Source organism: Halarchaeum nitratireducens, assembly GCF_014647155.1.
GTDB lineage: Archaea > Halobacteriota > Halobacteria > Halobacteriales > Halobacteriaceae > Halarchaeum > Halarchaeum nitratireducens.
Genome location: NZ_BMOQ01000004.1, coordinates 170,270 through 192,872, shown reverse-complemented (window position 1 = coordinate 192,872; position 22,603 = coordinate 170,270). Strand labels below are relative to the sequence as shown.

The following is a 22,603-nucleotide window of genomic DNA, read 5'->3' as shown; positions in this document are numbered from 1 at the left end:
GGTTACTCGATCGGCCGCTTCGTCTTCTCGACGACTTCGACTCCCTCGACGGCGGTCCCGGGATACCGACCGCTGTCGTCCTTTTCGGCGGCCTTCACCATGTCCCAGACGACGTTCAGACCGGTCGTCACGCCCTCCAAGGCCTCCATCTCGCAGCCCGTCTTCCCGGTCGTCTCGACGGCGACGGTGAGGACGACGCGCTCGTCCCGCACGTCGAACGTCGTCTCGACGTTCGTGATCGGGATCTGGTGACACATCGGGATGGTCTCCCACGTGTGTTTGACGGCCTGGATCGCGCCGACGCGCGCTGTGGCGAGCACGTCCCCTTTCCCGATTTCGTCGCCGCGGATCGCCGCGATCGTCGACGCCCCCAGTCGGATTTCGCCGCGCGCGACCGCCCGACGTGCCGTGTCCGGCTTTCCGCCGACGTCCACCATCTGGACGTCGCCCGACTCGGTCGTGTGCGTTAACTCGTCGGGTTCGGGTCCGTCGGCGTCGGCCTCGACGTCACGTCCGGCGTCGTCGCTCATCGCTCCCCCCACAGTGCCGGCGGGATCTCGCCGAGAAGGTCGGAGGCGAGCAGGCCGTATCCTCGCTCGTCGACGACCGCGTCGCCCGCGCTCCCGTTGGCGTACGCCGCGATCGCCGCGGCCTGAACGGGCGCTCGCGTGGACGCCATCGCGCCCGTGATTCCCGCGAGGACGTCGCCCGTCCCGCCGACGGTCATGCCGGGGTTCCCGGTGCGGTTCGCGCGCGTGACGTCGCCGTCCGAGATCACGTCGTACGCGCCCTTCACGAGGAGCGTGACGTCGAGTTCGGCCGCGAACTCGGCGACGAGCGCGGCGCGCTCCTCCCAGTCGTCGACGCGGGGGCCGCCCATCGTCGCGAGCTCGCCCTGATGAGGCGTACAGACGAGGGTCGCGTCCGTGTCGACGTCGGGCACGACTTGGAGAGCGTCCGCGTCGACGACGGCCGTCCCCTCGTAGCCCGCGAGGAAGTCGCGGACCGCGTCGAGCGTGTCGTCCGCACCGCCCAATCCGGGGCCGATGACGACGACATCGCGGTCGGCGGCGGCCGCGAGCAGGACGTCGACGTCGCGGGGACGGAGGCGTTCGCCCTCGTAGGACTCGACGATGAGGTCCTCGGCGTACCCCTGCACCGTGTCGGCGATGGCGTCCGGACAGGCGACGTACGCGAGGTCCGCACCCGCGCGCAGCGCCGCCTGCGCGCAGAGCGCCGGCGCGCCCGTGTAGGGGCCCCCGCCGATCACCATCACGCGCCCGAAGTCCCCCTTGTGCGCCTGCGGGTCGCGTTCGAGCGACAGGAGGTCGCCCGGGCCGACGAACGTCTCCGCCGCCTCCGGGATACCGATGTCCGCGACGGTGACGTCGTCGCGGCCGTCGAGACCCGGCTTCAGGTCGTGGAAGGTGACGACCCGATCCGCCTCGACGGCGACGTCCGCCACCTCGCCCGTGTCCGCGTCCATCCCGGACGGGACGTCGACCGAGACCACCGTCGCGTCCGCCTCGTTGGCCGCAACGATGGCCGAGCGTTCGGGTTCGCGCGGCGCGCCCGTCACGCCCGTCCCGAGCACGCCGTCGAGGACGACATCCGGATCGCCGAGTGCGAGCGACTTCGAGTCGAGGACGCGCTCGGCGTCGATCTCCGCGGACTGGAGGGCCGCCCAGTTCTCGCGGGCGATCTCGGTCGTGATCGTCTCGGGGCGTCCGAGGAGGCGGACCGAGACGTCGACATCGCCGTCGAGGAAGCGCGCGGCGACGAAGGCGTCCCCGCCGTTGTTCCCGCGGCCCGCGAGGACGGTCACGGAATCGCCGGGGGCGGCGACGTCGCGGACCGCGCGGGCGAGCGCGTGCCCGCTCGACTCCATCAGCTGCTTCGTCGAGACGTCGAGGGCGGCTGCGTTCCGGTCCACGGCCGCCATCCGTGCTGCGGTGATGGTCACGCCACGTGGTTCGCGCGAGCCGACCCTAAAGGTGAAGGCTACCGCCGGCGGCACCGACCGGCGCGTCCCCGCGTCCGCCCGCACCCGCGTCACCGCCCGTCGGTTGTCGCCGTCGCGACCTCACTGGCCGCCGTAATCGATAGACTTGCGCTTGTCCTCGTCGTGATAGGGGATGGACTCGACGACGGCGTCGATCTCGACCTCCTCGTGGGGTTCGACGTTCGCCTTCGGCGAGTCGGCCTCACCCCAGACCACCGTGACCTCAGTCCCGGGGTCCGCGAGCCCCGGATCGACGATCCCGAGCGACATCATCTCTTGGACGTGATCGCGGTAGCACGGCCACTTCGAGACGCCGACGGTCTCCCCGTCCACCTCCACGCGGTCGTACATCGACAGCGCGTACTGCGGGCGCGGGAAGTCCATCGACTTCGTCGTCGGGTCCTCGAAGAGCCCCGCCGCGGCGTCGACGACGTCGTCCCGGTCCCAGATCAGCGAGACCTTCGTGCGCTGTTCGCGCTCCGTCATCTCGCGTACCGCCTCCTTCCCGACGAAGTCGTGGTCGAAGTCGACGAAGGAACCGTAGCCGACCTCGACGGGGTTCAGGTAGTAGTCGCTCACGTCGTCGGCGTGGAGGCTCCCGCCGACGGAGAAACCGGCCTCCCACCCCCGGTCGTCGAGCCACTCCCGATACTCCGACATGCTCTCGCCGTAGACGGCGGGGAGCGGCGCGGGCACCCAGCCGTTGACGTTGTTTGTGAAGTAGGCCTTCATCCCGCTGGGGACGAGCCCGTACCCCTCGCCGGCCTCCACGATCGCCTCGCGGACGTCCTCGCGGTACTCCCACGGGCCGAAGAGTTCGAGGCCCGCCTCGTTCAGCATCCCGTGGCGCAGCGCCTCGACGTCGTGTCCCGCGATCGTCACCGTATCGAAGTTGAAGAAGGCCACGTCGGGGAGCGACCCGTCGATCGCCTCCCGCATGATGTCGAGGGCGTTCGGTCCCTGTACCTGATAGCGGAAGCGCCGTGGCGGCCCGTCGCGTCGCAGCGCGTTCTCCTCGCGTTCGGCCGTCACGTCGTACTCGCCCGTCTCGGCGTGGTACTCGACCCAGTTCGCCGCCGGCGGCGTCCCGACGAGATCGAGCTCCCCCTCGTCGAGGTAGAACAGGATCGCGTCGCTGATGAGGTAGCCCTCGGGGTTGCACGCGACGAACTGCTTCGCCTTCCCCGGCTCGAAGCGCTCGAAGTCGTTGATCCCGAGGTCCGCGAGGAGGTCGATCGCGTCGGGCCCACCCAGGATCAGGTCGACCATGTGCTGGGACTGGTCCATCAGCGTCGCGCCCTCCGTCCACGCCCGCTGTTCCTCGCGCCAGTTCGAGAACTCCGAGGGGATGTCGCCCCCGAGGTCCAGCAGGTCCTCCGGGTAGAGGTAGTTGCCCCGCACCAGCTCCAGCGCGCTCCCCGCCTCGTCGATCGCGTCCGATAGTGATCCGGTCATGGAAGTCACCCGCGTAGAAGTGTTCTCTCAGAAACGGTAATTCTTGTGTCCGGGTCGTTGGGACGTTTTCCCCGCCTCAGCGTCGATGCGGCACCGTCCAGACGGCTCAGGCGTTCGCGGTGGCGCGCACCACTATCACACCACGCGTCGCGGAGCCGCCGAGCCCGGCCACGAAACCGCCGCGCGGGCTGTCACGCTCAGAACGCGGCGCGGTCGCGGCACTCGCGGGTCACTAACGCTCCCCGCTCATCTGTCCGACAACGGAGCGTAGCGACGTTCGACGCTACTCGCGGATCGCTAGCGCTCTCCGCTCGTCTCTCCGTCGTTCCTCGCTGACGCTCGGAACGACGCTATTCGTGCGCGGCGTCCCACTCGTCCGGCTTCCGATAGTTCCCGCAGACGTTGCAGACGATAGTGCCCATCGCGTCCATCGCGTTGTCGATCGACTCGCAGTTCGTGCAGTACCACCCGTACCGCGTCTCCTGGTCGGGCGTCCGGTAGACGACGAGGAACGCACCCTCGTCGCCGCGCTCGCCCTCGTCCTCCGCGGCGTAGAACGTTCCGTCGTCGGTCTCCACCTCGATCATACACCGTCGTCGGCGCGTCGTGCCCTTAACTCTCCCCGTCGCAGTGGGGAACGCTTAGGCCGGGGGGAACCCTGGAGGACGGTGATGACAACCGTCGTCGTGCCGGTCCGTTACCCGCTCACCGAACACTCGCGCGCGACGCTCCGGGCCGCCATCGACCTCGCAGCGGAACGCGACGCCAGCCTCACCGTCCTCCACGTCGATCTCTACCAGAACGATCGCCGCGTCACGTGGACCGATCTCAAACGCGCCGTCGAGCGCGCCTTCGGAACCGTCCAGCGAACGCGGTACGTCGTCCGTCGCTCCTTCATGGTCGAGGAGACGATCCTCGACGAAGTCGCCGCGGAGGACGCCGACGTCGTCGTGATCGGGAGCGCGCAGGTCTCGCGCTGGCGTAAGGCCCTCCGCTCGCTCCTCGGCGAACCCGACGTCGAGTCCTACCTCCGCGAACAGCTCGACTGCGAGCTCGTCACTGTTCCCGTCTGAGCGCCACTCTCGCCTCGCCGCTCTCCTCGTCGAAGACGTGCTGGACGTGCGGGTACGCGAACGTGACGTCGTCGCGTGCCTGCAGCTCGTCCCAGATCTTCGTCTGGACGGTCGAACGCACGGCCCCGAGTCGGTAGGGCTGTTTCGCCCAGTAGCGCAGCGTGAGGGTCACGCCGCTGTCGGCGTACTCGTCGATGTAGCACCGCGGTTTCGCCGGGTAGCGCGCGCTTCCGATCCGGATGTCGGGGCCTCCCTCGATGACCTCCTCGCAGGAGGCGGCGGCGCGTTCGATGGCCGAGCGGGCGGTCGCGAGATCGCTCTCGTAGGTGACTTGGACGGTCAGCGAACACCGCGTGCGTTCGTCCTCCGCGGAGTAGTTGACGATGTTCATCTCGCGCATCTCGCCATTGGGCATCACGAGGAAGGTGTTGTCGAGAGTGAACACCTTCGTGTAGCGCAGCGTGATGTCCTCGACGAAGCCGCGCTGGCCCGTGTCGGTGAACTCGATCATGTCGCCGATCTCGTAGGGCTGATCGGCGAGGACGAAGACGCCGTTGATGACGCTGCCGACGATCGGCGCGAGCACGAGGCCGAGCACCGCCGAGAAGACCGTAACGGAGACGACGAGGTTCCCGAGGCCGAGCCCGAGCGACCAGATGGCGACGAGCACGCCCACCCCGAGCACGCCGGTGCGGATGAGCCGCAGGACGGTACGCGTCACGGACGGACGCATGAAGCGGCGGGCGACGCGGCGGCCGAGGACGCCGGTGAGGACGCGACCGAGGTACCAGCCGGCGACGATGGCGAGCACCGCGACGACGGGTCCGAAGTTGTGCATTAGGGCCCCGACGCGGGCGACGAACTCCGGGAGGGTGCTCGGCCACGGCATACGCGTCGATCGTCGGGCGCGGCGAAAAGGGTTGTCCTCGGCGTCCCGCGGAAGCGGGGGGTTTTTAGCCCGGTGGACGCGCACGTGCGCCCATGAGTGAGTCCGACCTCCGAACCGTCCTCGAACACGTCGGAGAGGGGTTCGACCTCGGCGAGTACGAGATCGCCGCGTACCTCGTCGTGCTCGAACACGGCGAACTGACGGCGAGCGAGATCGCGGACCGGACCGACGTTCCACAGCCCCGCGTCTACGACACCGTCCGTAGCCTCGGGGACCGCGGGCTCGTCGAGATCCGCGAGTCCCGGCCGATGACCGTCGTCGCCGTCGATCCCGAGGAGGCCTTCGCGGGGCTTCGCTCCTCGCTGACGGATCTCGTCGACGACCTCGAGAGCCTCTACACCGCCCCCGAGCGGGAGACCGAGGCCGTCTCGCTCGTCAAGAGTCGGACGACCATTCTGCGGTACTTCGAGGAGGTCATCACCCGCGCCGAATACGAGCTCGCGCTCTCGCTGACGCCGTCGCTCGTCGGGCGCTTCGAGGACGAACTCGCGGCGGCGCGCGAACGCGGCGTCGACATCGAGTTGATCGTCACCCCGGCCGCCGACGCGCCCGACCGGCGGACGTACGACTACGGCCGGATCGCCAGCGCGGCGCGCGCCCGCCGCGGCGTCACGACGCCGCTGCTCGCCGTCGCCGACGGCGACTACTCCATCTACGCCACGCAGGGCGCCGTCGGGTCGAACCCCGATCAGTACGCCGTCATCTTCAACCGGTCGGCGCTCGGTTTCCTCGTCCTCGGGTTCTTCGGCACCGTCCTCTGGACGACCGCCGAGACCGAGCTCCTCGCCGACGGCGAGGCGCCCGCGCTCCCGCGACGCTACGCCTCCATCCGGCGTTGCGTCAAGGACCTCGAAACCCTCGAAGGCGACCTCTACGCGACCGTCGAGGGGCGGGACGTCGAACGCGGGAACACCCGCACCGTCCGCGGACGGATCGTCAGCACGGAACACGAGGAGACGGAGGAGGTGGCGAGCATCGACGTCGAAACCGCGGACGGCGACGTCGTCACCGTCGGCGGCCGCGTCGCCGCCTACGAGGACATCGAGGCCTACGAGATCACGGTCGCGCGCGACGAAGCCCAGTGAGCGGCGCTCAGAACTGGCGAACGCCCGCGTCCGTGACGACGCGATCGAGCAGGTCCACCGGCGTCGCGTCGTACGCGGGGTTCTCGACGTCGAAGCCCTCGGGCGGTTCGAGCAGGACCTCCGTCAGCGTCCGGTAATCGTTCTCGAAGCGGAAGCCGCCCCCGTCGACGAGCTTCGCCGACGACCCGGTGACGACGACGGGGACGTCGGCGTCGTCCGCGACCGCCGCGATCGGGTAGGTGCCGACGCGGTTGTAGAGGAAGTCGTCGACGATGCAGTCCATCCCGAGCAGGACCTCGTCCACCTCGTCCATGTAGTGGCCGGCCGCGCCGTCGACGATCAGCGTCGCGCGCACCCGCTCGACCTCGGCGAGGCGGCGCGCGGTCCGCCGGCCCATGTATCGCGGGCGGCTCTCCGTGACGTAGACGTCGAGGGACGCGCCTCCCTCGGCCGCCGTCTCGATCGCCTCGAGGGCGGTCGTGGAGTAGTCGTGCGTCAACAGCGTCGTGCCGTCGGCGAGCTCCTCGGCGACGGCCGTCGCGGCCTCGTGTTTGCCCGTCTCGATGCGCTCGACGACGGCGTCGATCGCCGCTCGCGTGCGCTCTTTGGCCGCCGCGACCGTCTCGATGTCGGCGTCCGCGACGGCGGCCACGATCTCGTGTTGGGTCGTGACCAGCGAGGCGTGGGAGGGGCTCGCGCGACGGAGCGCCGAACTGTTGCGTTCGAGGGCGCGCACGTACTCCTCGACCGTCGGGAACTCGTCGTCGAGTAGGTCCTCAAGCGCGCGAGCGGCCTTCACGGCGACGGCCGAGGCGGAGTGCGTGCGCATCTCCGCGATCTCCTCGGCGGTCTCGTCGATCATGGTCGAACGACCGACCCGCGATACCCTGAAGCTTCCGACAGGGGGCAGTCGCCAGTCGGGAGGTCCGGAGACGGGGAGCGTGCGATCGATCGAGGCCGTGTCGAGCCCCGACGGCGCCGCCGACACTGCCGAGCCCGTGATACCGATCGCACCGCCGCGTGACCTAACTTTCTCGCGCTCCTGGTGCGCGTATGGTCGCCGTTCGCTACTACTGTCCGCGATGCGAGACCGTCGTCGCCGTCGAGCGCGACGCCTATCTCAGTGACAAGTCGGTCACGCCCTACCCGCTCGAGGGGTGGACGTACGTCGCGCCCGACGGGGACTACGAGGAGTCGGACGTCGACGGCGTCCGCTTCGTCTGCGGGGAGAGCGACGGCTGCGAGTGGTCCCGCGCCGAAGCTCGGGCGGGTGGGACGGAGATGGAGACCGGGGCGAGGGCGGGGGCGGGGACGGAGACGGACGCCGGCGGCTGTGGCGAGCCGTTCTACCTCAACTTCGTGACGTACGAGGACGGCGAGGAGGTCGAGGCCGCGGGAGCGCGCGAGAGCGAGTACGTCGAACTCGCGGAGGGGCGCGTACCGCGCGGGCCGCGGGGACCGAACGGGCCGAGCGGGCCGACGAACCGCTGAGCCCGTCTCGATGCGCGGCGGTACTCTCGGGCTGACGCCGGTCCGCCGCGACCCGGCGGTGGCGGCCCAGTCGTCGAGTCAGCGTCTCATCCCTTGATGTTCAGCACGGGGAAGGTGCGGGCGACCGTATCGCCGATGCCGAGCGCCTCGCTGACGCGCACGACCTCGTCGACGTCCTTGTAGACCCCGGGGGCCTCCTCGGCGATCGTCGCGCCCGACTCGGCTTTCACGTAGACGTGCTCGTGCTCGCGGAGGTCGGATCGGATCTCTTCGCCGCGGTATTCGCGTTTCGCCTGCGTCCGGCTCATCAGCCGCCCGGCGCCGTGGGCCGTCGATCCGAAGGTCCGGTCCATCGACTCGGCGCCGCCCCGGAGCACGTAGCTTCCCGCACCCATGCTCCCCGGGATGATGACCGGCTGGCCAGCGTCGCGGTACGCCGTCGGGACCTCGGGGTGACCCGCCGGGAACGCCCGCGTCGCGCCCTTCCGGTGGACGAACACCTCGCGTTCCTCTCCCTCGACCTCGTGGGTCTCGCGCTTGGCGATGTTGTGCGAGACGTCGTAGAGGAGCTCCATGCCGAGCTCGGGCCACGGCGTGTCGAAGACGTCCGCGAACGTCTCCCTCACTTGGTGGGTGATGAGCTGTCGGTTCACCCACGCGAAGTTGATTGCCGCGCACATCGCGCCGTAGTAGTCCTCGGCGAGTTCGCTCCCCGCGGGTGCGGCCGCGAGGTTGTCGTCCGGCAGGTCGTCGAGGAAGTCCGCGTGCTCCTCCTCGATTCGCCGGAGGTAGTCGGAGCAGACCTGGTGGCCGAGCCCGCGGGAGCCGCAGTGGATGAGGACGACGAGCTGGTCGGCCTCCAGACCGTACGTCGCCGCGACGTCGTCGCGGTAGATGTCGGTGACGCGCTGGACTTCGAGGAAGTGGTTACCCGAGCCGAGACTCCCGAGCTGATTGCGTCCCCGGTCCGTCGCCTTCTGCGAGACCTTCTCGGGTTCGGCGTCCGGGCGGTAGCCGCCGTCCTCGCAGTGTTTCAGGTCGTCGCGGGTCGCGTACCCCGCCTCGTGCGCCCAGTCGAGGCCGCGTTCGAGCGCGCCCGTCATCGTCTCCGCGTCGCCCGTCACGACGCCGCCGCCGCCCAGCCCCGTCGGCACGGCGTCGAAGAGCGCGTCGACGAGCTCCTCCTCGCGTCCCGTTATATCACTGTATTCGAGGTTTGTCTTCACCATCCTGACGCCGCAATTTATGTCGAATCCGACTCCGCCGGGGCTGATACAGCCGTTTTCGGCGTCGATGGCGGCGACGCCGCCGACCGGGAAGCCGTACCCCTGGTGGCCGTCGGGCATGCAGAGCGCGTGCTCGACGACGCCGGGGAGGTGCGTGACGTTCCGGATCTGCCGGAGGGTGTCGTCGTCGGCGATCGCTTCGAGGAGGCTCTCGCTGGCGAGGACGCGCGCCGGCGTGTTCATCCCGTCCTCTCGGGCGATCTCCCAGACGAACTCCTCGACCTCGCTGAGGGTGACGTCGCCCGCGTCGAACGTAGTCATACTCGGAGTGTTCGGCCCGGCGGTGGTAAAAGGACCGTTCCGCGCCGTCGAGACGGGGCTCGGAGGGTCGATCGCGTGTATCGGCGCGTGCGTCAGACGTCGAAGACGACGTAGGCCTCCCACCCGTCCGCGCGCTCCTCGATCTGCATCTGGGAGAAGGTCACGGCCTTCAGATCGCGGGCGGCGACGTCGGCGAGCGAGAGTCCGCGGGCCGAGGCGTCGAGCGTCCACCCGTCGCCGTCGCGTGCGACGGTCGCCTCGTTGTCGACCGGGAGGACGCCGCGGACGTCGCGCTCGTAGATGAGATCGTCGAGGTAGTCGTAGAGGAGGCGTTTCTTCGTCGTCGCGCGCGCCGTGAGCGCGAAGCGTTCGCCGCCCGACGCGGGGATCTCGTCGCACATCGCGGCCGCCATCCCGTCGGCGACGGCGGCGAAACACGCCCCGAGGGTGGGTCCGCGGGCCTCGACGGCGACGTCCGCGGTGTGCTCGCGGAGGGTGTAGGCGTCGGTCATCGCTCTTCCTCCTCCGTCTCGTCGTCGACGAAGCGCTCGCCGACCTCGGCACCGCCGAGCTCTTCGAGTTGCGCGCGAGAGAGCCCCTCCGCCTCCGCCGTGTCGGCGACGGCGACGCCCGTCGTGATGACCGTCCGCATCCCCTCCTCGACGGTCATGTCGACGTCCATGATCCGGCTCTCGGGGACGTGCGCGAGGAAGCCGCCCATCACGGGGTTGGGCGCGAGCGGGAGGAAGAGCGTCCGCAGGCTCTCGTCGCCGGCGGCGTCGCGGATCGGCTCCGGCGTCCGCACTGTCTCGAACCCGAGCGTGTACGCCCCCTCGTGTGGGTACTCGACGAGGACGACCTTCCGGAAGTTCTCCGCGTCCGATTCGAGCATGACGTCGCTCATCTGCCGGAAGCTCGCGTAGACGGAGCCGATACCCGGGATGCGCTCCATCAGGAGGTCGAAGTATTCGAGCGCGCGCTCGCCCGACTGGAAGGACGCGAAGAAGCCGACTGAGAAGGTCAGGGCGACGAGCAGGAACGCCGCGGTCAACTGGACGATGACGAACCGGCGTTCGGGGGCGACGTCGAGGCGCTGGAGGCCGTACGCGAGCGGATCGAGGACGTTCGTGAAGAGGCCGAGCGCGGCGTGGAGGACGTAGAACGTGATGAGGATCGGCACCATCACCGCGATCCCGGTGATGAAGGCCTCTCTGACGTGCGAGGCGGCCGACTGGCCGGCCGCTTGCATCCGCCGTCGCGTCCGGGGCCCGTCGGAGGACATCGGTCTCACCTCGGGTGGGGGTGACCGAAAGGGTTGTGGCATCCGTCGGGTCCGGGAGCGTGCGTCCGGCCGTCGGCGGAACCGCGGCACGCGTCCGGGGGGACGGTGGAACTATATTCTCCGGTGGGCTAGAGGCGGGCAGTGAGCGTCACGGTCGAGCAACGGATCGTCCCGCGCGGTAGCGACGAGTTCCTCGACGACGCGTGGGACCTCAAGGAACGCATCCGTGAACGCGAAGGGCTCCTCCGACAGCGGTACGGCTTCTTCGCGGACGCCTATCGGCGCGCGACCGTCTACGTCTACGTCACGCCCGACGAGGACCTCGTCGGCTTCGCGGCCGCGCGACACGACGGCTACATACTCTTCCTCGCCGTCGACACCGACTACCGCGGCGAGGGGTTCGGCGAGCGCCTCGTCGCCACCGTCGCGGAAGGGTCGAAGACGGTCTCCTGTCACGCCCGCGTCTCGAACGACGCCGCTCTCGGATTCTACCGACACCTCGGCTTCGAGATCGTCCGCGAGATCGGCAACTACTACGAGGACGGCGAGGGGGCCTACTACCTCCGACTCGGCGAGAGCGAGCGCCTGCGTGATCGGCTCTCGGAGTACCTCCGTCGGTAGCGCACCGCGCTCGGCCCGTCCCGGACGGTTCGAGTGGGTATCAGCCGCCTTCGACGGCCGGTCGAGCGCGTGTCGACGCGTCGACGCGCGTCGTCCCGACCCGGAGACCGACACGCCTTTTTCGACCCCGACGCGTACGTGCGAGGGATGGAGGAGCGAACGCGCGCGTACCTACGGGGGCGGTTCAGCGACTACTATCGGCGCGCCGACGTCCCGCTCCCGCCGAGCGCGGACGAGCGCGAGTGGGGGTTCATCCCGTGGACGGAGGGCCCCGACGAGACGATGGTCCGCCACCGCGACCTCCTCGACCTCGGCGAGGTGGGCGCGTTCCTCAGGCGCAAACGCCCCCGACACGTCTACTTCTCCGCGGGGCGCTACGAGACACCGGGGGCCGCGACGATGGCCGAGAAGGAGTGGCGCGGCGCCGACCTCGTCTTCGACATCGACGCCGACCACCTCCCGACAGTCACGCTCGGCGAGGACACCTACGCGGAGATGCTCGCGAAGAGCAAGGACGCGCTCGTGAAACTGCTCGACTTCTTGGAGGCCGATTTCGGCTTCGACGACCTCTCGATCGTCTTCTCGGGCGGCCGCGGCTACCACGTCCACGTCCGCGACGACGCGGTCTTCCCGCTCGAACGCGACGAGCGCCGCGAGATCGTGGACTACGTTCGCGGGACCGGTCTCGGCTTCGAGTCGCTCGTCCGCGAGGAGACGGTCAGCGGCCTCGGCGTGAAGAACCCGACGACGCGCCGGACGCTGCCCGCCGACGGGGGGTGGGGGCGGCGCGCCGTCGAGCACATCGACGACTTCGTCGACGAGTTGCTCGCCGTGGACGAGCGCGACGCCCTCGTACGCCTGCAGACGTTCGACGGCGTCGGGGAGAAGAACGCCGAGGCCGTCCTCAACGTCGTCCAGAACAACACGGAGGCGGTGCGCTCGGGGAACGTCGACGTCCACCCGGCCTTCCTCAACGTCGCGCGCCAGCTCCTCGCGGAGACGGTCGAGGCCGAGGAGGCCCCGATCGACGAGCCGGTGACGACGGACACCCACCGACTCATCCGCCTTCCGGGGTCGCTCCACGGCGGGAGCGGACTCGCCGTGACGCCGATCGAGCGCGACGATCTCGGGGAGTTCGACCCCCTCGTGGACGCCGTCCCGGAGACCTTCGTCGGTCACGACATCCGCGTGGACGTCGAGCGCGAGTACGAACTCGCCATGCGGGGCGAAACGATTACGGTCGCGCCGGGCGAGCAGACACTACCGGAGTACGCGGGCGTCTTCCTGATGGCCCGCGGATGGGCGGAGAAAGCGGCCGAATGACAGCATGAACATCGACGACCTCCGCGCGGCACAGACGCGCGAACGGACGACGGACGGCTTACAGGACCTGCCGGACTCCTTCTACCGGGAGGCCGCGGGGTACATCGCGGACCTCCGCGAGCGCCGCGAGCAGGCGGCCGCCGAAGCGGACGATCCCTTCGGGGACGACGAGGTCCAGTCGCTCACCGACGAGATCGAGACCGCAGAGCAGGTCGCGGAGGCCATCTACGAGCGTCGGGTCGGCAAGATCGTGAAGCAGGCCAGTCTCTCGGCCGCCGGAATGGGAGCGGACGCCGACGGGCTGACCGCGGAGGAGCGAGCCCTCTACACCGACCTCGTCGCGCGTATCGAGTCGAACAAGTCGCGCGTCCTCGACGTCCTCGCGGGCGAGACGGACGCCGCGACCGACGCCGGCCCGGACGCCCACGCGCCGCCGGAACGCGACGAGTCGCCCGACCCGGCGGACGTCGTGAACGACCGAGCGGTGGGCGACGGGACGGAGAAGGCGGGAGCGAACGCATCCGGGTCCGGGGCGGGCGCGCCGACGCCGCCGCCGGACGAGCCCGCGCCCGACGAACGGGCGGACGCGGACGACGCGGCCGCAGAATCGTCCACCGCTGCCGCGGCGATGGGCGGCGACGGTGCGTCGCTCGACGGCGACGACGCCGACGGCGAGGAGGCGAACGTCGGGACCGACGCGAGCGCCGACGACCCCGACATCGAGCGCTCGACCGTCCGCATCACGACGGACGTCGGCGAAGTGTACGGGATCGACGAGCGCGCGTACACCCTCGAGGCCGACGACGTCGTCACGCTCCCCGTGGAGAACGCCGAGCCGCTGCTCGCGCGCGACGCCGCGGAGAAACTGGACTGATCGCGGTGTTCACCGTTCTCGCGAGCTTCGTTCTCGGCGTCGTCTCCTCAACCATCGTCTGGTTCTACATCAAACCGCTGTCGGACGTCGCGTCCTGTATCCAACAGGTGGACACGGATCTGCGCTACTACCGTGACGTGATCACGAGCCCGGGACCGAACAGTCACGCGGCGTCGGAGCTCGACGAGGCGTCCGAGGCGCTCCGCATGGACGGCGCAGAGCTGCGTGCCGCGACCAATCGGGTCCCGTTCTACTCGGACGTTCGCCATCTGGCCGGGCTCCCGTCGAGAGGTGCTATCGACGAATCGTATCGGAAGCTCATCGGTCTCTCGAACGGAGTCTACGAGGAGGACGCGAACCGGACGAACACGGACTGGCTCGACGACGTCGAGAGCGAACTGGAGCTGTGAGTCGAGACCCGACTAATCGAGCGGTTTCTGCATCTGGTAGCGTTCGGCGGTGAGCCCCGACGCCTCGTAGAGCGCGAGCGCCGCCTCGTTATCGGCGTCGACGTTGAGGTCGAGGTGCGCGCAGTCGCGTAGGCGACCCCACTCCTCGACGGCGGCGAGGAGCGCGCGCCCGGCCCCGCGGCGGCGGGTCTCTGGCACGACGTAGAGGTCGCTGACGTGACACTCGCGGACGTCCTCGAATATCGGTGCGGGCCCGCGGAGTTCGGCGCTCACGTAGCCGACGCGCTCGCCGTCCTCGCGCCCGACGTACGTCACGGTCCCCTCGTCGGCCAGCCGCGAGCGATAGTGCGAGCGGCCGGTCTCGCGGAGGCCGTCGCGCTCGTCGATCTCGTAGCCGGTCATCGACGCCGCCATCTCCCGCTTCGCCGGGAGCCACAGCTCCGTGACGAACCCGTCGAGGTCGGCCTCGCGTAACCGCGCGATTTCCATGCCGGTCGAGTGGGCGATACGCGGAGAAACGGCTTACGGAAGCGATCGGAGAAGGGGGAGTCGCGTTACTGGAAGGCGCGGCCGGTGTCGCGTTCCTTCTCAGGCGACTCGGCCGTCTCGAATCGCTGTTCGATCTCCTGGTACTGCTCGCGGACGTCCTCGGTGACGGAGGGACCGACCTCGCCGAGCGCCTCCTCGAAGTGCGCCATCGTCACGCGGACGTTGCTCACGGAGTCGGCGGCGTCCTCGGGCGAGACGGTGTTGACGAACTCGCGCGTCGCGGCCATCGTCGCCTCGCGGACGAGCGCTTCGAGGTCCGCGCCGACGAAGCCCTCGGTGCGCCGGGCGATCCGGTCGAGGTCGACGTCGTCGGCGAGCGGTTTGCGCTCGGTGTGGACGTCGAGGATGGCGCGGCGGGCCTCCTCGTCGGGGACGGGCACGTGGATGTGCCGGTCGAGACGACCCGGTCGGAGGAGCGCGGAGTCGATGAGGTCCGGCCGGTTCGTCGTCGCCACGACGACGACGTCCTCTAGGTCCTCGATGCCGTCGAGCTCCGTGAGGAGCTGGCTGACGACGCGTTCGCCGACGCCGGAGTCGCTCTGGTTCCGACCGCGCTGACCCGCGATGGAGTCGATCTCGTCGAAGAACACCACCGTCGGTGCGTTCGAGCGGGCCTTCTCGAAGACCTCGCGGACGCCCTTCTCGGACTCGCCGACGTACTTGTTGAGGAGCTCGGGGCCCTTGATCGAGATGAAGTTCGAGTTCGCCTCGTTGGCGACGGCCTTGGCGAGCAGGGTCTTCCCCGTGCCGGGCGGCCCGTACATCAGGACGCCCTTCGCGGAGTCGAGATCCATCGACTCGAACACGTCGGGGTAGTCGAGGGGCCACTGGATCGTCTCGCGCAGGCGCTCTTTCGTGTCTTCGAGGCCGCCGACGTCCGCCCACGTGACGTCCGGCACCTCGACGAACACCTCGCGCATCGCCGACGGCTCGATGCCCTTCAGCGCCTCCTTGAAGTCGTCCTCGGTGACCCGGATGGACTCAAGGATCTCGGCGTCGATCTCGTCCGATTCGAGATCGAGGTCGGGACGGATGCGCCGCAGGGCGTTCATCGCGGCCTCCTTCGCGAGGCTCTCGATGTCCGCGCCGACGAACCCGTGCGTGTTCTCCGCGAGCTCGTCGACCGCAACGCCGTCGGCAAGGGGCATGCCGCGTGTGTGGACGTGGAGGATCTCCTTGCGGCCCTCCTGGTCGGGGACGCCGACCTCGATCTCGCGGTCGAAACGGCCGCCGCGTCGGAGCGCGGGGTCGACGGCGTCGACGCGGTTCGTCGCCGCGATGACGATGACGTCGCCGCGCTCCTCCAAGCCGTCCATCAGCGAGAGCAGCTGGGCGACCACGCGGCGCTCGACGTCGCCGCCGGCCTCCTCGCGCTTGGGCGCGATGGAGTCGATCTCGTCGATGAAGACGATCGCGGGCGCGTTCTCCTCGGCCTCGTCGAAGACGTCGCGGAGCTTCTCCTCGGACTCCCCGTAATACTTCGACATGATCTCCGGACCGGAGATCGTCTGGAAGTGCGCGTCGATCTCGCTGGCGACGGCCTTGGCGATGAGCGTCTTCCCGGTGCCGGGCGGGCCGTGGAGCATGACGCCCTTCGGCGGTTCGATGCCGAGCTGCTGGAAGAGCTCGGGGTGGCGCATCGGGAGCTCGATCATCTCGCGCACCTGTTCGAGTTCGTCGTCGAGACCGCCGATGTCCTCGTAGGAGACGTTCGGCGTGTTCTCGCCGCCGGTACCGGTGCGTCCGTCGCCGATCTCCTCGGCGGGGATCTCGCTCACTTGGATCTCCGTGGAGTCGGTGACGACGACGGTCCCCTCGGGGTCGCTTCCGGCGATTCGGACGGGGATGCGCTGGCCGCTCATCTGACCGAAGCCGCCGAAGCCGAAGGGGACGCGGATGGTCTGCCCCGTCGTGACGGCCTTCCCGGAGAGCCTGTCGTGGATGTACGGCGAGATGTCCCCCCGGATGCGGAGGTTCTGCGGGAGGGCAACGCTGATCGACTTCGCGGGGTTGACGTCCGCCTTCTCGATGGTGACGCTGTCGTCGATGCCGACGTCGGCCTCCTGGCGGACGTCGCCGTCGATCCGGACGACGCCTTCGCCCTGATCTTCGGGATAGCCCGGCCAGACGCGGGCGATGGCGCGGCCGTCGCCGCTACCCTCGATGACGATGTAGTCACCGTTGTCGAGGCCCAGTTCGTCCATGGCCCGGCGGTCGACGGCCGCGAGGCCGCGACCGGCCTGGTCCTGTTTGAGGGGTTTGACCGTCAGTTTCATCGCTTCACCTCGACGGTGATGATCCCGTTGTTGATAAACGCGCGGGCGACCTCGCCCGCGGGGAGTTCGATCTCGTGCTGCGCGTCCTCGTCGTCGCCCGTGACGACGACGATGGCGGTGCCGTCGACGACGTCGACGGCCACCCGCTCGTCGGCGAAAGGCGTGTCGGCCACGACGACGGTCTCGCCGTCGTAATCGTAGCGTTCGACGAGTCCGCGCTGGTCGGTCAGCGTGTTCTGTGGCTTCATTGTTGCTAACTTCTGGTTAGGTTCGAGAGCATATAAACCTGTCGTAGAAATCGGCCGCTTGTTATAAAGAACGGCGCGAGCGGTTGAATTGCGGTCCCACCGTCGCCGTCGAAGCCGGCCGTCGAGTGACGGCGCACGGACGGCCGACGCGAGCGGTCGGTCGTCGTTCGTCGACGGGTCGAGCGACGATCCCTCTGGCCCCACTCAGTCGTCGCGCGGGAACGAGCCGTCGTCGACCGCGTCCCGGTACGCCTCGATCGCCGAGCGCATCTCCGCGGCGACGTCTCCGAACCGCTCGGCGAACGGGGGGACGCGCTCGGAGAGCCCGAGGACGTCGGTGATGACGAGCACCTGACCGTCGGTCGCGTCGCCCGCGCCGATCCCGATCGTCGGCGTGGAGAGCGCGTCCGTGACGTCGGCGGCCACGTCGTCCGGTACGTGTTCGAGCACGACGCTGAACGCCCCGGCGCTCTGGTGAGCCTCCGCGAGCGATTCGATCTCCGCGGCGGCCTCCGCCGTCGCACCCTGCTGTTCGAGGCCGAGTTGGTTGATCCGTTGGGGGGTCAGTCCGACGTGCGCCATGACCGGGATCCCGAGGTTCACGAGCCGCTCGGTGAGGCCGACGGTGTGCGGCCCGCACTCCAACTTCACCGCGTCCGCGCCCGCCTCGCGGATCAGTCGGCCGGCGTTCTCCACCGCGTCGGCGTCGTCCGCGCCGTAGCTCAGAAACGGCATGTCCGCGACGACGAGGGCGTCCTCCGCGCCGCGCGCGACCGCGCCCGTCCGCGACGCGACGTCGTCCATCGTCACGGGGAGCGTCGAGTCGTACCCCATCACGGCGTTCCCCATGCTATCGCCGACCAGTAGGACGTCGATGCCCGCCTCGTCGGCGATGCGCGCCGTCGGCGTGTCGTACGCCGTCAGCATCGTGATCGGGTCGTCGCCGGTTCGCTCGCGGATGTCCTGCACGGACGTCATGCGGTCGTCTACCCCGGGCAGACCGTTAAACACGCGGCTTTTATCCGGGACGCCCACGCAGGGACGGGCATGCCGGACGTCGTCGAAGAGACCGATCCCGAGGGCGTCGACTACGGGTGGGTGATGCAGACGACGTTCGTCCTCACCATCGTCGTCGGCGCGCCCGTCGTGGCGCTCGTCGCGTTCGTCAGCGGCGTTTCGATCCCGACGTGGAGCGCGCAGGCCGCCTTCGCCATCCGGGTCGGCGCCGTCGTCTGGATCGTCACCGCCGTCGCCGTCTACCTCTACGCGCGGCGGACGGCCGTCGACGCGGACGCGGAGGGGTGAGCGTGCTTACAGCGCTCCGCTCACACGTACCGAAAGCCCGTGCCAGCTCGCCGCGCGGTCTCGGCGTCCCGCTCGGAGTCGCCGACGAAGACGACGTCGCCCGGGTCGAGATCGAGGGCGTCGACGGCGCGCAGGAGCGGCGCGGGATCGGGCTTGCGGGCGGGGACGGTGTCGCGGCCGACGATCGCGCGGAGGCGCTCCGCCAGTCCCTCTTTCTCCAGTGCGACGCGACAGGCGCGCTCGCAGTTGAGCGAGCAGACCGCGGCCGGTCGCGTGGCGTCGCGGAGCTCGTCCGCGTGCGGCAGTCGCTGTGCCCGTTTCGCCCCGGCGTGCTCGTGATCGCTGATGAGCGCGTCGGCCTCCGCGCCGATCCCGGCCTCTTCGGCGGCGTCGAGGTACTCCCACGCGCCGAAGCCGCTCGTGTCGACGTCGACGGTCGCTAAGAGGTCCGTGAGGTCGTGTTCGACGGCCCGCCAGTCGACGGCGAGGCGAACGAGCGTCCCGTCGAGGTCGTAGACGACGCCTTCGTACCCGTCGTCCGCGTCCGTATCGCTCATGTCACGTCTTTGAGCGCCGGCGGTCATAGCGCCTTCGGCGCGCGGGGCCGGAAGCGCTGGCCTTTTGCCGTGTGCGGGCGCACGAGAGTGCATGATGAGAGACGCAGACGGCGAGGTGACCCTCGCGTTCGGTCGCGGTCGACGCGACGGTGACGACCGTGGGTAGCCTCGCACGGTTCCGCGCGGACGTCGAGGCCGTCTTGGAGGCCGACCCGGCCGCGAAGAGCCGCCTCGAAGTGCTGTTGTGTTATCCCGGGCTCCACGCGGTCTGGGCGCACCTGTTGACGCACGCCCTCTGGGAGGACGGCGAACGCCTGCTCGCCCGCGTCGTCTCCCAGCTCGTCCGCTGGCTCACCGGCGTCGAGATCCACCCGGGCGCGGAGCTCGGCGAGCGCGTCGTCATCGACCACGGGATGGGCGTCGTCATCGGCGAGACCGCGGTCGTCGGCGACGACGTGCATATGTACCACGGCGTCACCCTCGGCGGCGCGAACCCACGCCCCGTGAAGCGACACCCGACCGTCGGCGACGGCGTCACCATCGGCGCCGACGCGACGCTCCTCGGTGACATCGAAATCGGCGACGGCGCGAAGGTCGGCGCCGGTGCCGTCGTCACGACGGACGTGGAGCCGGGCGCGACGATGATCGGCGTCCCCGCCGAGCGCGTCGATCGGAACGCGGACGCGGACGAGTCGGAGGTCGCCACGCCGGACGACGCGACCCGAGCCGACGGCGACGACTAGATCGGCGTTCCGCCGAGGAGGATCGAGACGTCGCGCCGATTCCGAGGGTAGGTACTCCGAGGCGAGTTATTCCGAGACGAGCGTCACGTCGAGGCGCTCCTCGAGCGCGCGGACGACGCTTCCGCCGACGCCGGCTTGCGTCGCGCGGCCCTGCTCGATCGCCAACAGGTCGTTCTCGTCGACGTCGAGCTCCTCTGCGAGCTCGGCGAGCTGGAGCCCTTCTTCTTGTCGTGCCGCCTCGACGCGTTCGCCGTATCCCGAGACGAGGTACGGCAGGCGGTCGCGCTCGTAGTTCGTCCCGTGCTCCTCCCAGTGCGAGGAGTCCCCGCGCGTCGCGTCGATCTGTTTGGCGGCCGTGCGGACCGCGCTGTTGCGCTCGCGCTCGCTCCCGCCGCTGCTCCCGCTGGGCGATCCGTTGCCGGAGTTCGCGTCGCGCCGCGAGCGCTTCTTGCTCTCGTCGAGGTCCGCACAGCTCTGGCAGACGGTGAGCTCGGCACCCGCGACGGACGCGGTCGTGAGGGAGTCTGTGGACGTTCCGCAGAGCTCACAGGTCCCTCCACCGCCGCCACCGGAGGAGCCGCCCGTGGAGTATTTTGCCATACCCCCCGGTAGGCGGAGGTACCATTTCAATACGGCGCTTCGCGGGGTAGTCGCCCCGCTGTGCGTCGTCGTTCGGAGTAGGAAGTTGTGCGTGGGTGATGTCCCGAAAGGGAATCACCGTGCATCGCTTTGCCGCGGGTGAGTGCCCGCGTGAGTGCGATGCGTGGGACCGGATTTGAACCGGCGAACCTCTACAGGACAGCGCCCTCAACGCTGCGCCTTTGGCCTAGCTTGGCTACCCACGCTCGCTCTCGCGTTCGCATTTCTTCGTACTGCTGGGTTAAGTAAGAGACTTGCGATTCGACCCCGGAGTGCGACACCGAAGCAGGGAGCGGCGCGGCGTTTCGCGCCGCTGGTGCCGTCTCCGTGCGATCTGGTACCGTTCCGGGGACCGGCCGAGACTCGTCGACGGATCGCACGGACACCACCCCCACCCCGTTCTGCAAATGTTTCCGGACGTCGAAGTCGGGGTGACAGGACGGCGAACAGCACGGTGCGTCCGGCGCGTCACGCGTCGGCGAACGCTCCCCCACCCCGTTCTGCAAATGTTCTGCGGTGCGATCGGGGGCGTCGTCGCCGTTTATGGTTGCACGCACGACGGTCGGCGTCTACGGTTACGCGCGCGACGGTCGCTGTCCGCGACTGCACGCGCGGCGTCGCGGCGACGGCCGGAAGGTCGACACCGCGGAGAAACGGCTTCGTCGACGTGGACACGCCGACGCCTCTGTCTATGCGTCTCCTCCACGCGTCTCCCGCAGAGCCTACCGAGCCGACTATCACTCCTCGGCACCGAGAACGGAGGTGACGATGCCGGGTTCGACGTCGAGTTCGTACTCGTAGTACTGGCCCCCACCGCGACCGTGGTTGCGGTCGTACTGCGCCAAGAAGCCGAGCATCGCTAAGTCGATCAGGTGGTCGTGGACGGAGCGCTGGCTGAGCGGGTCCGCGCCACTCTCCGCACAGACGCGCTCGTACATCCCGTACGCCTCCTTCGCCCGGACCGGCGTCTCCGCCTCGATGGCGAGGTTCGTGACCGCGAGGAGCGTGTAGCGGCCGTGCGTCGTCAGATCACGGATCGAGTCCTTCACGCGGCCGCGCTCGACGCGGTTCTCCGCGGCGTCGACGTCCGCCTCCGCGACCGTCTCGCACCCGTCCTCGACGGCGACGTTCGCGGCCTCTCGGAGGAGGTCGATGGCCTGACGCGCGCTCCCCCGGTCTTGGGCGGCGAGCGCCGCGCACTTCGGGATAACCGAGTCGTCGAGGACGCCGCTCGATAAGCCCTTCTCCGCGCGATCCGAGAGGATCGTCCGGAGCTCGTTCGCGTCGTAGGGCGGGAACTTGATCTCCCGCTCGCAGAGCGTGTCCTGTACCTTCGAGGAGAGGTCGTTCCGGAAGGTGTAGTCGTTCGAGATACCGATCACTCCGACCTGCGAGTGCTCGATGTTGCCGTTCGCCTTCGCGCGCGGAAGCTGATAGAGGAGCACGTCGTCGTCACCGAGGTTGTCGATCTCGTCGAGCACGACCAGCACCGTTCCCTCGCGGTCCTCGATCTCCTCGAAGAGCGCGGTGAGGACGTCGGAGGTCGAGAGCCCGGTGGTGATCGCCTCCCGCTCGGTGTCAGCCCGGAGTTCGTTCACGAGCGCGATGGCCGCCTGGTACGACGAGGGATGGTGATGACAGTTCACCTCCGCGACGTGGACGTCGTCGACGTCCGGGCGCTGATCGGCCTCGACGCGCAGCATGTCCATCATGTAGCGCGTCACTGCGGTCTTCCCGACGCCGGTTTTCCCGTAGACGAAGACGTTCTCGGGCTCCCACCCGTCCACGACGTCCTGCAGCGCGTTCGCGTACGCCTCGATCTCCTCGTCGCGTTCGAGGATCTCCTCGGGTTCGTACTGCTGTTTGAGGACGTTCTTGTCCGTGAAGACGCCCGTGCGCTTTCGGAACGGCGTGTCCATCGCTATCCGAATCCCCGTTCGACGACGTTCTCCATAAAGGTATTCTTCTACTGATTCTAGTGTTTCACGTGTTTCACACGACCCCCGGATTTCGAGTGTTCGCGTCATCCACGGCGCGCGACCGGTCGGTCGTGTCGTGCGCGGTAGGTTCAGAACCGAGTCGTCGCGCGGCACGCGCCGATCGCCCCGACGACACAGCCGACCGCGAGACGCGACGGACGGCACGCATGGGGGCGAACCGGGCCCGTCGATCGC

The 22,603-nt window shown here is 69.2% G+C and carries 25 protein-coding genes and 1 tRNA gene; 9 read left to right on the top strand and 17 right to left on the bottom strand.

Translation table 11 applies throughout. The features are described from left to right. Positions 1-2: 2 nt before the first annotated feature. The 4 genes from moaC to IEX91_RS07875 form a co-directional block, all read right to left on the bottom strand. Positions 3-530: a cyclic pyranopterin monophosphate synthase MoaC gene (gene moaC / locus IEX91_RS07890; RefSeq protein ID WP_188878176.1), complete on the bottom strand. Its 528-nt coding sequence runs from the start codon at positions 528-530 to the stop codon at positions 3-5. Next, on the bottom strand, positions 527-1,963 hold the full coding sequence (locus tag IEX91_RS07885) for an NAD(P)H-hydrate dehydratase (RefSeq protein ID WP_268238679.1): 1,437 nt from the start codon (positions 1,961-1,963) through the stop codon (positions 527-529). The genes moaC and IEX91_RS07885 overlap by 4 nt, the downstream gene beginning before the upstream one ends. Before the next feature lie 120 nt (positions 1,964-2,083). Further along, positions 2,084-3,457, bottom strand: coding sequence for an aminomethyl transferase family protein (locus tag IEX91_RS07880; RefSeq protein ID WP_188878174.1), 1,374 nt, complete (start codon positions 3,455-3,457; stop codon positions 2,084-2,086). Between the two features lie 350 nt (positions 3,458-3,807). Beyond that, positions 3,808-4,044, bottom strand: coding sequence for a DUF5816 domain-containing protein (locus tag IEX91_RS07875; RefSeq protein ID WP_188878172.1), 237 nt, complete (start codon positions 4,042-4,044; stop codon positions 3,808-3,810). A gap of 84 nt (positions 4,045-4,128) precedes the next feature. Here IEX91_RS07875 and IEX91_RS07870 point away from each other — a divergent pair, with 84 nt between their 5' ends. Beyond that, a complete protein-coding gene (locus IEX91_RS07870; protein WP_188878171.1) occupies positions 4,129-4,530 on the top strand; it encodes a universal stress protein in 402 nt (133 codons plus the stop codon). On the opposite strand, the gene IEX91_RS07865 is transcribed toward IEX91_RS07870, so the two are convergent. Continuing rightward, positions 4,514-5,419 carry a mechanosensitive ion channel family protein gene (locus IEX91_RS07865; RefSeq protein ID WP_188878170.1) on the bottom strand — a complete coding sequence of 302 codons (906 nt, stop codon included), beginning with the start codon at positions 5,417-5,419 and terminating at the stop codon, positions 4,514-4,516. The genes IEX91_RS07870 and IEX91_RS07865 overlap by 17 nt on opposite strands. A gap of 92 nt (positions 5,420-5,511) precedes the next feature. Here IEX91_RS07865 and trmB point away from each other — a divergent pair, with 92 nt between their 5' ends. Then, a complete protein-coding gene (gene trmB, locus IEX91_RS07860; protein WP_188878169.1) occupies positions 5,512-6,564 on the top strand; it encodes an HTH-type sugar sensing transcriptional regulator TrmB in 1,053 nt (350 codons plus the stop codon). Positions 6,565-6,571: 7 nt separating this feature from the next. Here trmB and IEX91_RS07855 read toward each other — a convergent pair whose 3' ends face one another. Beyond that, positions 6,572-7,426, bottom strand: coding sequence for a translation initiation factor eIF-2B (locus IEX91_RS07855; protein WP_188878168.1), 855 nt, complete (start codon positions 7,424-7,426; stop codon positions 6,572-6,574). Between the two features lie 191 nt (positions 7,427-7,617). Between IEX91_RS07855 and IEX91_RS07850 the strand changes: the two genes are divergently transcribed. After that, positions 7,618-8,055: a hypothetical protein gene (locus tag IEX91_RS07850; RefSeq protein WP_188878167.1), complete on the top strand. Its 438-nt coding sequence runs from the start codon at positions 7,618-7,620 to the stop codon at positions 8,053-8,055. A gap of 86 nt (positions 8,056-8,141) precedes the next feature. Here IEX91_RS07850 and IEX91_RS07845 read toward each other — a convergent pair whose 3' ends face one another. The 3 genes from IEX91_RS07845 to IEX91_RS07835 form a co-directional block, all read right to left on the bottom strand. After that, positions 8,142-9,602 (bottom strand): RtcB family protein, encoded by a 1,461-nt coding sequence (locus IEX91_RS07845; RefSeq protein WP_188878166.1) that lies wholly within the window; start codon positions 9,600-9,602, stop codon positions 8,142-8,144. Positions 9,603-9,694: 92 nt separating this feature from the next. Further along, positions 9,695-10,114, bottom strand: coding sequence for an archease (locus IEX91_RS07840; protein ID WP_188878165.1), 420 nt, complete (start codon positions 10,112-10,114; stop codon positions 9,695-9,697). Beyond that, complete coding sequence (locus IEX91_RS07835) at positions 10,111-10,884, bottom strand: DUF502 domain-containing protein (protein WP_188878164.1); 774 nt, start codon at positions 10,882-10,884, stop codon at positions 10,111-10,113. Before IEX91_RS07835 ends, IEX91_RS07840 begins: the two co-directional genes overlap by 4 nt. A 141-nt stretch (positions 10,885-11,025) precedes the next feature. Here IEX91_RS07835 and IEX91_RS07830 point away from each other — a divergent pair, with 141 nt between their 5' ends. The 4 genes from IEX91_RS07830 (at position 11,026) to IEX91_RS07815 (ending at position 14,112) form a co-directional block, all read left to right on the top strand. Then, positions 11,026-11,505 carry a GNAT family N-acetyltransferase gene (locus IEX91_RS07830; RefSeq protein ID WP_188878163.1) on the top strand — a complete coding sequence of 160 codons (480 nt, stop codon included), beginning with the start codon at positions 11,026-11,028 and terminating at the stop codon, positions 11,503-11,505. 147 nt (positions 11,506-11,652) lie between these two features. Beyond that, entirely contained in the window at positions 11,653-12,828 is a 1,176-nt protein-coding gene (gene priS, locus IEX91_RS07825; RefSeq protein WP_188878162.1) for a DNA primase small subunit PriS, read from the top strand. A gap of 4 nt (positions 12,829-12,832) precedes the next feature. Beyond that, on the top strand, positions 12,833-13,702 hold the full coding sequence (locus IEX91_RS07820) for a hypothetical protein (protein WP_188878161.1): 870 nt from the start codon (positions 12,833-12,835) through the stop codon (positions 13,700-13,702). A gap of 5 nt (positions 13,703-13,707) precedes the next feature. Next, a complete protein-coding gene (locus IEX91_RS07815; RefSeq protein WP_188878160.1) occupies positions 13,708-14,112 on the top strand; it encodes a hypothetical protein in 405 nt (134 codons plus the stop codon). 12 nt (positions 14,113-14,124) lie between these two features. On the opposite strand, the gene IEX91_RS07810 is transcribed toward IEX91_RS07815, so the two are convergent. The 4 genes from IEX91_RS07810 to panB form a co-directional block, all read right to left on the bottom strand. Next, positions 14,125-14,601, bottom strand: coding sequence for a GNAT family N-acetyltransferase (locus tag IEX91_RS07810; RefSeq protein ID WP_188878159.1), 477 nt, complete (start codon positions 14,599-14,601; stop codon positions 14,125-14,127). 65 nt (positions 14,602-14,666) lie between these two features. Continuing rightward, positions 14,667-16,937 carry a CDC48 family AAA ATPase gene (locus IEX91_RS07805; RefSeq protein WP_188878157.1) on the bottom strand — a complete coding sequence of 757 codons (2,271 nt, stop codon included), beginning with the start codon at positions 16,935-16,937 and terminating at the stop codon, positions 14,667-14,669. Then, positions 16,934-17,185: a DUF7127 family protein gene (locus IEX91_RS07800; protein ID WP_188878156.1), complete on the bottom strand. Its 252-nt coding sequence runs from the start codon at positions 17,183-17,185 to the stop codon at positions 16,934-16,936. The genes IEX91_RS07805 and IEX91_RS07800 overlap by 4 nt, the downstream gene beginning before the upstream one ends. 204 nt (positions 17,186-17,389) lie before the next feature. After that, the gene (panB, locus tag IEX91_RS07795) at positions 17,390-18,163 is read right to left on the bottom strand and encodes a 3-methyl-2-oxobutanoate hydroxymethyltransferase (RefSeq protein WP_188878155.1); all 774 of its coding nucleotides are present in this window, start codon (positions 18,161-18,163) and stop codon (positions 17,390-17,392) included. Positions 18,164-18,232: 69 nt separating this feature from the next. Between panB and IEX91_RS07790 the strand changes: the two genes are divergently transcribed. Then, the gene (locus IEX91_RS07790) at positions 18,233-18,490 is read left to right on the top strand and encodes a DUF5822 domain-containing protein (RefSeq protein WP_188878154.1); all 258 of its coding nucleotides are present in this window, start codon (positions 18,233-18,235) and stop codon (positions 18,488-18,490) included. Between the two features lie 20 nt (positions 18,491-18,510). Here the strand turns inward: IEX91_RS07790 and IEX91_RS07785 are convergent, their stop codons facing one another. Next, entirely contained in the window at positions 18,511-19,047 is a 537-nt protein-coding gene (locus tag IEX91_RS07785; RefSeq protein ID WP_188878153.1) for an HAD family hydrolase, read from the bottom strand. A 158-nt stretch (positions 19,048-19,205) separates the two neighbouring features. Here IEX91_RS07785 and cysE point away from each other — a divergent pair, with 158 nt between their 5' ends. Continuing rightward, on the top strand, positions 19,206-19,790 hold the full coding sequence (gene cysE / locus IEX91_RS07780; protein ID WP_407647949.1) for a serine O-acetyltransferase: 585 nt from the start codon (positions 19,206-19,208) through the stop codon (positions 19,788-19,790). A 66-nt stretch (positions 19,791-19,856) separates the two neighbouring features. On the opposite strand, the gene IEX91_RS07775 is transcribed toward cysE, so the two are convergent. The 3 genes from IEX91_RS07775 to IEX91_RS07765 all read right to left on the bottom strand — a co-directional run bounded on the left by IEX91_RS07775 (position 19,857) and on the right by IEX91_RS07765 (position 22,348). Beyond that, entirely contained in the window at positions 19,857-20,390 is a 534-nt protein-coding gene (locus IEX91_RS07775; RefSeq protein WP_188878151.1) for a helix-turn-helix domain-containing protein, read from the bottom strand. Positions 20,391-20,550: 160 nt separating this feature from the next. After that, a tRNA-Leu gene (locus tag IEX91_RS07770) sits at positions 20,551-20,635 on the bottom strand. Between the two features lie 531 nt (positions 20,636-21,166). Further along, entirely contained in the window at positions 21,167-22,348 is a 1,182-nt protein-coding gene (locus IEX91_RS07765; RefSeq protein WP_188878150.1) for an orc1/cdc6 family replication initiation protein, read from the bottom strand. Positions 22,349-22,603: the final 255 nt, after the last annotated feature.

What these genes read in the sequence shown, in the direction of transcription:
- IEX91_RS07775 (WP_188878151.1), bottom strand. Translation starts at nt 20,390, where the DNA reads ATGGCAAAATACTCCACGGGCGGCTCCTCCGGTGGCGGCGGTGGAGGG.
- IEX91_RS07855 (WP_188878168.1), bottom strand. Translation starts at nt 7,426, where the DNA reads ATGATCGACGAGACCGCCGAGGAGATCGCGGAGATGCGCACGCACTCC.
- IEX91_RS07805 (WP_188878157.1), bottom strand. Translation starts at nt 16,937, where the DNA reads ATGAAACTGACGGTCAAACCCCTCAAACAGGACCAGGCCGGTCGCGGC.
- IEX91_RS07765 (WP_188878150.1), bottom strand. Translation starts at nt 22,348, where the DNA reads ATGGACACGCCGTTCCGAAAGCGCACGGGCGTCTTCACGGACAAGAAC.
- trmB (WP_188878169.1), top strand. Translation starts at nt 5,512, where the DNA reads ATGAGTGAGTCCGACCTCCGAACCGTCCTCGAACACGTCGGAGAGGGG.
- IEX91_RS07845 (WP_188878166.1), bottom strand. Translation starts at nt 9,602, where the DNA reads ATGACTACGTTCGACGCGGGCGACGTCACCCTCAGCGAGGTCGAGGAG.
- IEX91_RS07800 (WP_188878156.1), bottom strand. Translation starts at nt 17,185, where the DNA reads ATGAAGCCACAGAACACGCTGACCGACCAGCGCGGACTCGTCGAACGC.
- IEX91_RS07840 (WP_188878165.1), bottom strand. Translation starts at nt 10,114, where the DNA reads ATGACCGACGCCTACACCCTCCGCGAGCACACCGCGGACGTCGCCGTC.
- IEX91_RS07820 (WP_188878161.1), top strand. Translation starts at nt 12,833, where the DNA reads ATGAACATCGACGACCTCCGCGCGGCACAGACGCGCGAACGGACGACG.
- panB (WP_188878155.1), bottom strand. Translation starts at nt 18,163, where the DNA reads ATGACGTCCGTGCAGGACATCCGCGAGCGAACCGGCGACGACCCGATC.
- IEX91_RS07875 (WP_188878172.1), bottom strand. Translation starts at nt 4,044, where the DNA reads ATGATCGAGGTGGAGACCGACGACGGAACGTTCTACGCCGCGGAGGAC.
- IEX91_RS07870 (WP_188878171.1), top strand. Translation starts at nt 4,129, where the DNA reads ATGACAACCGTCGTCGTGCCGGTCCGTTACCCGCTCACCGAACACTCG.
- IEX91_RS07865 (WP_188878170.1), bottom strand. Translation starts at nt 5,419, where the DNA reads ATGCCGTGGCCGAGCACCCTCCCGGAGTTCGTCGCCCGCGTCGGGGCC.
- moaC (WP_188878176.1), bottom strand. Translation starts at nt 530, where the DNA reads ATGAGCGACGACGCCGGACGTGACGTCGAGGCCGACGCCGACGGACCC.
- IEX91_RS07850 (WP_188878167.1), top strand. Translation starts at nt 7,618, where the DNA reads ATGGTCGCCGTTCGCTACTACTGTCCGCGATGCGAGACCGTCGTCGCC.
- priS (WP_188878162.1), top strand. Translation starts at nt 11,653, where the DNA reads ATGGAGGAGCGAACGCGCGCGTACCTACGGGGGCGGTTCAGCGACTAC.
- IEX91_RS07790 (WP_188878154.1), top strand. Translation starts at nt 18,233, where the DNA reads ATGCCGGACGTCGTCGAAGAGACCGATCCCGAGGGCGTCGACTACGGG.
- IEX91_RS07880 (WP_188878174.1), bottom strand. Translation starts at nt 3,457, where the DNA reads ATGACCGGATCACTATCGGACGCGATCGACGAGGCGGGGAGCGCGCTG.
- IEX91_RS07810 (WP_188878159.1), bottom strand. Translation starts at nt 14,601, where the DNA reads ATGGAAATCGCGCGGTTACGCGAGGCCGACCTCGACGGGTTCGTCACG.
- IEX91_RS07835 (WP_188878164.1), bottom strand. Translation starts at nt 10,884, where the DNA reads ATGTCCTCCGACGGGCCCCGGACGCGACGGCGGATGCAAGCGGCCGGC.
- IEX91_RS07785 (WP_188878153.1), bottom strand. Translation starts at nt 19,047, where the DNA reads ATGAGCGATACGGACGCGGACGACGGGTACGAAGGCGTCGTCTACGAC.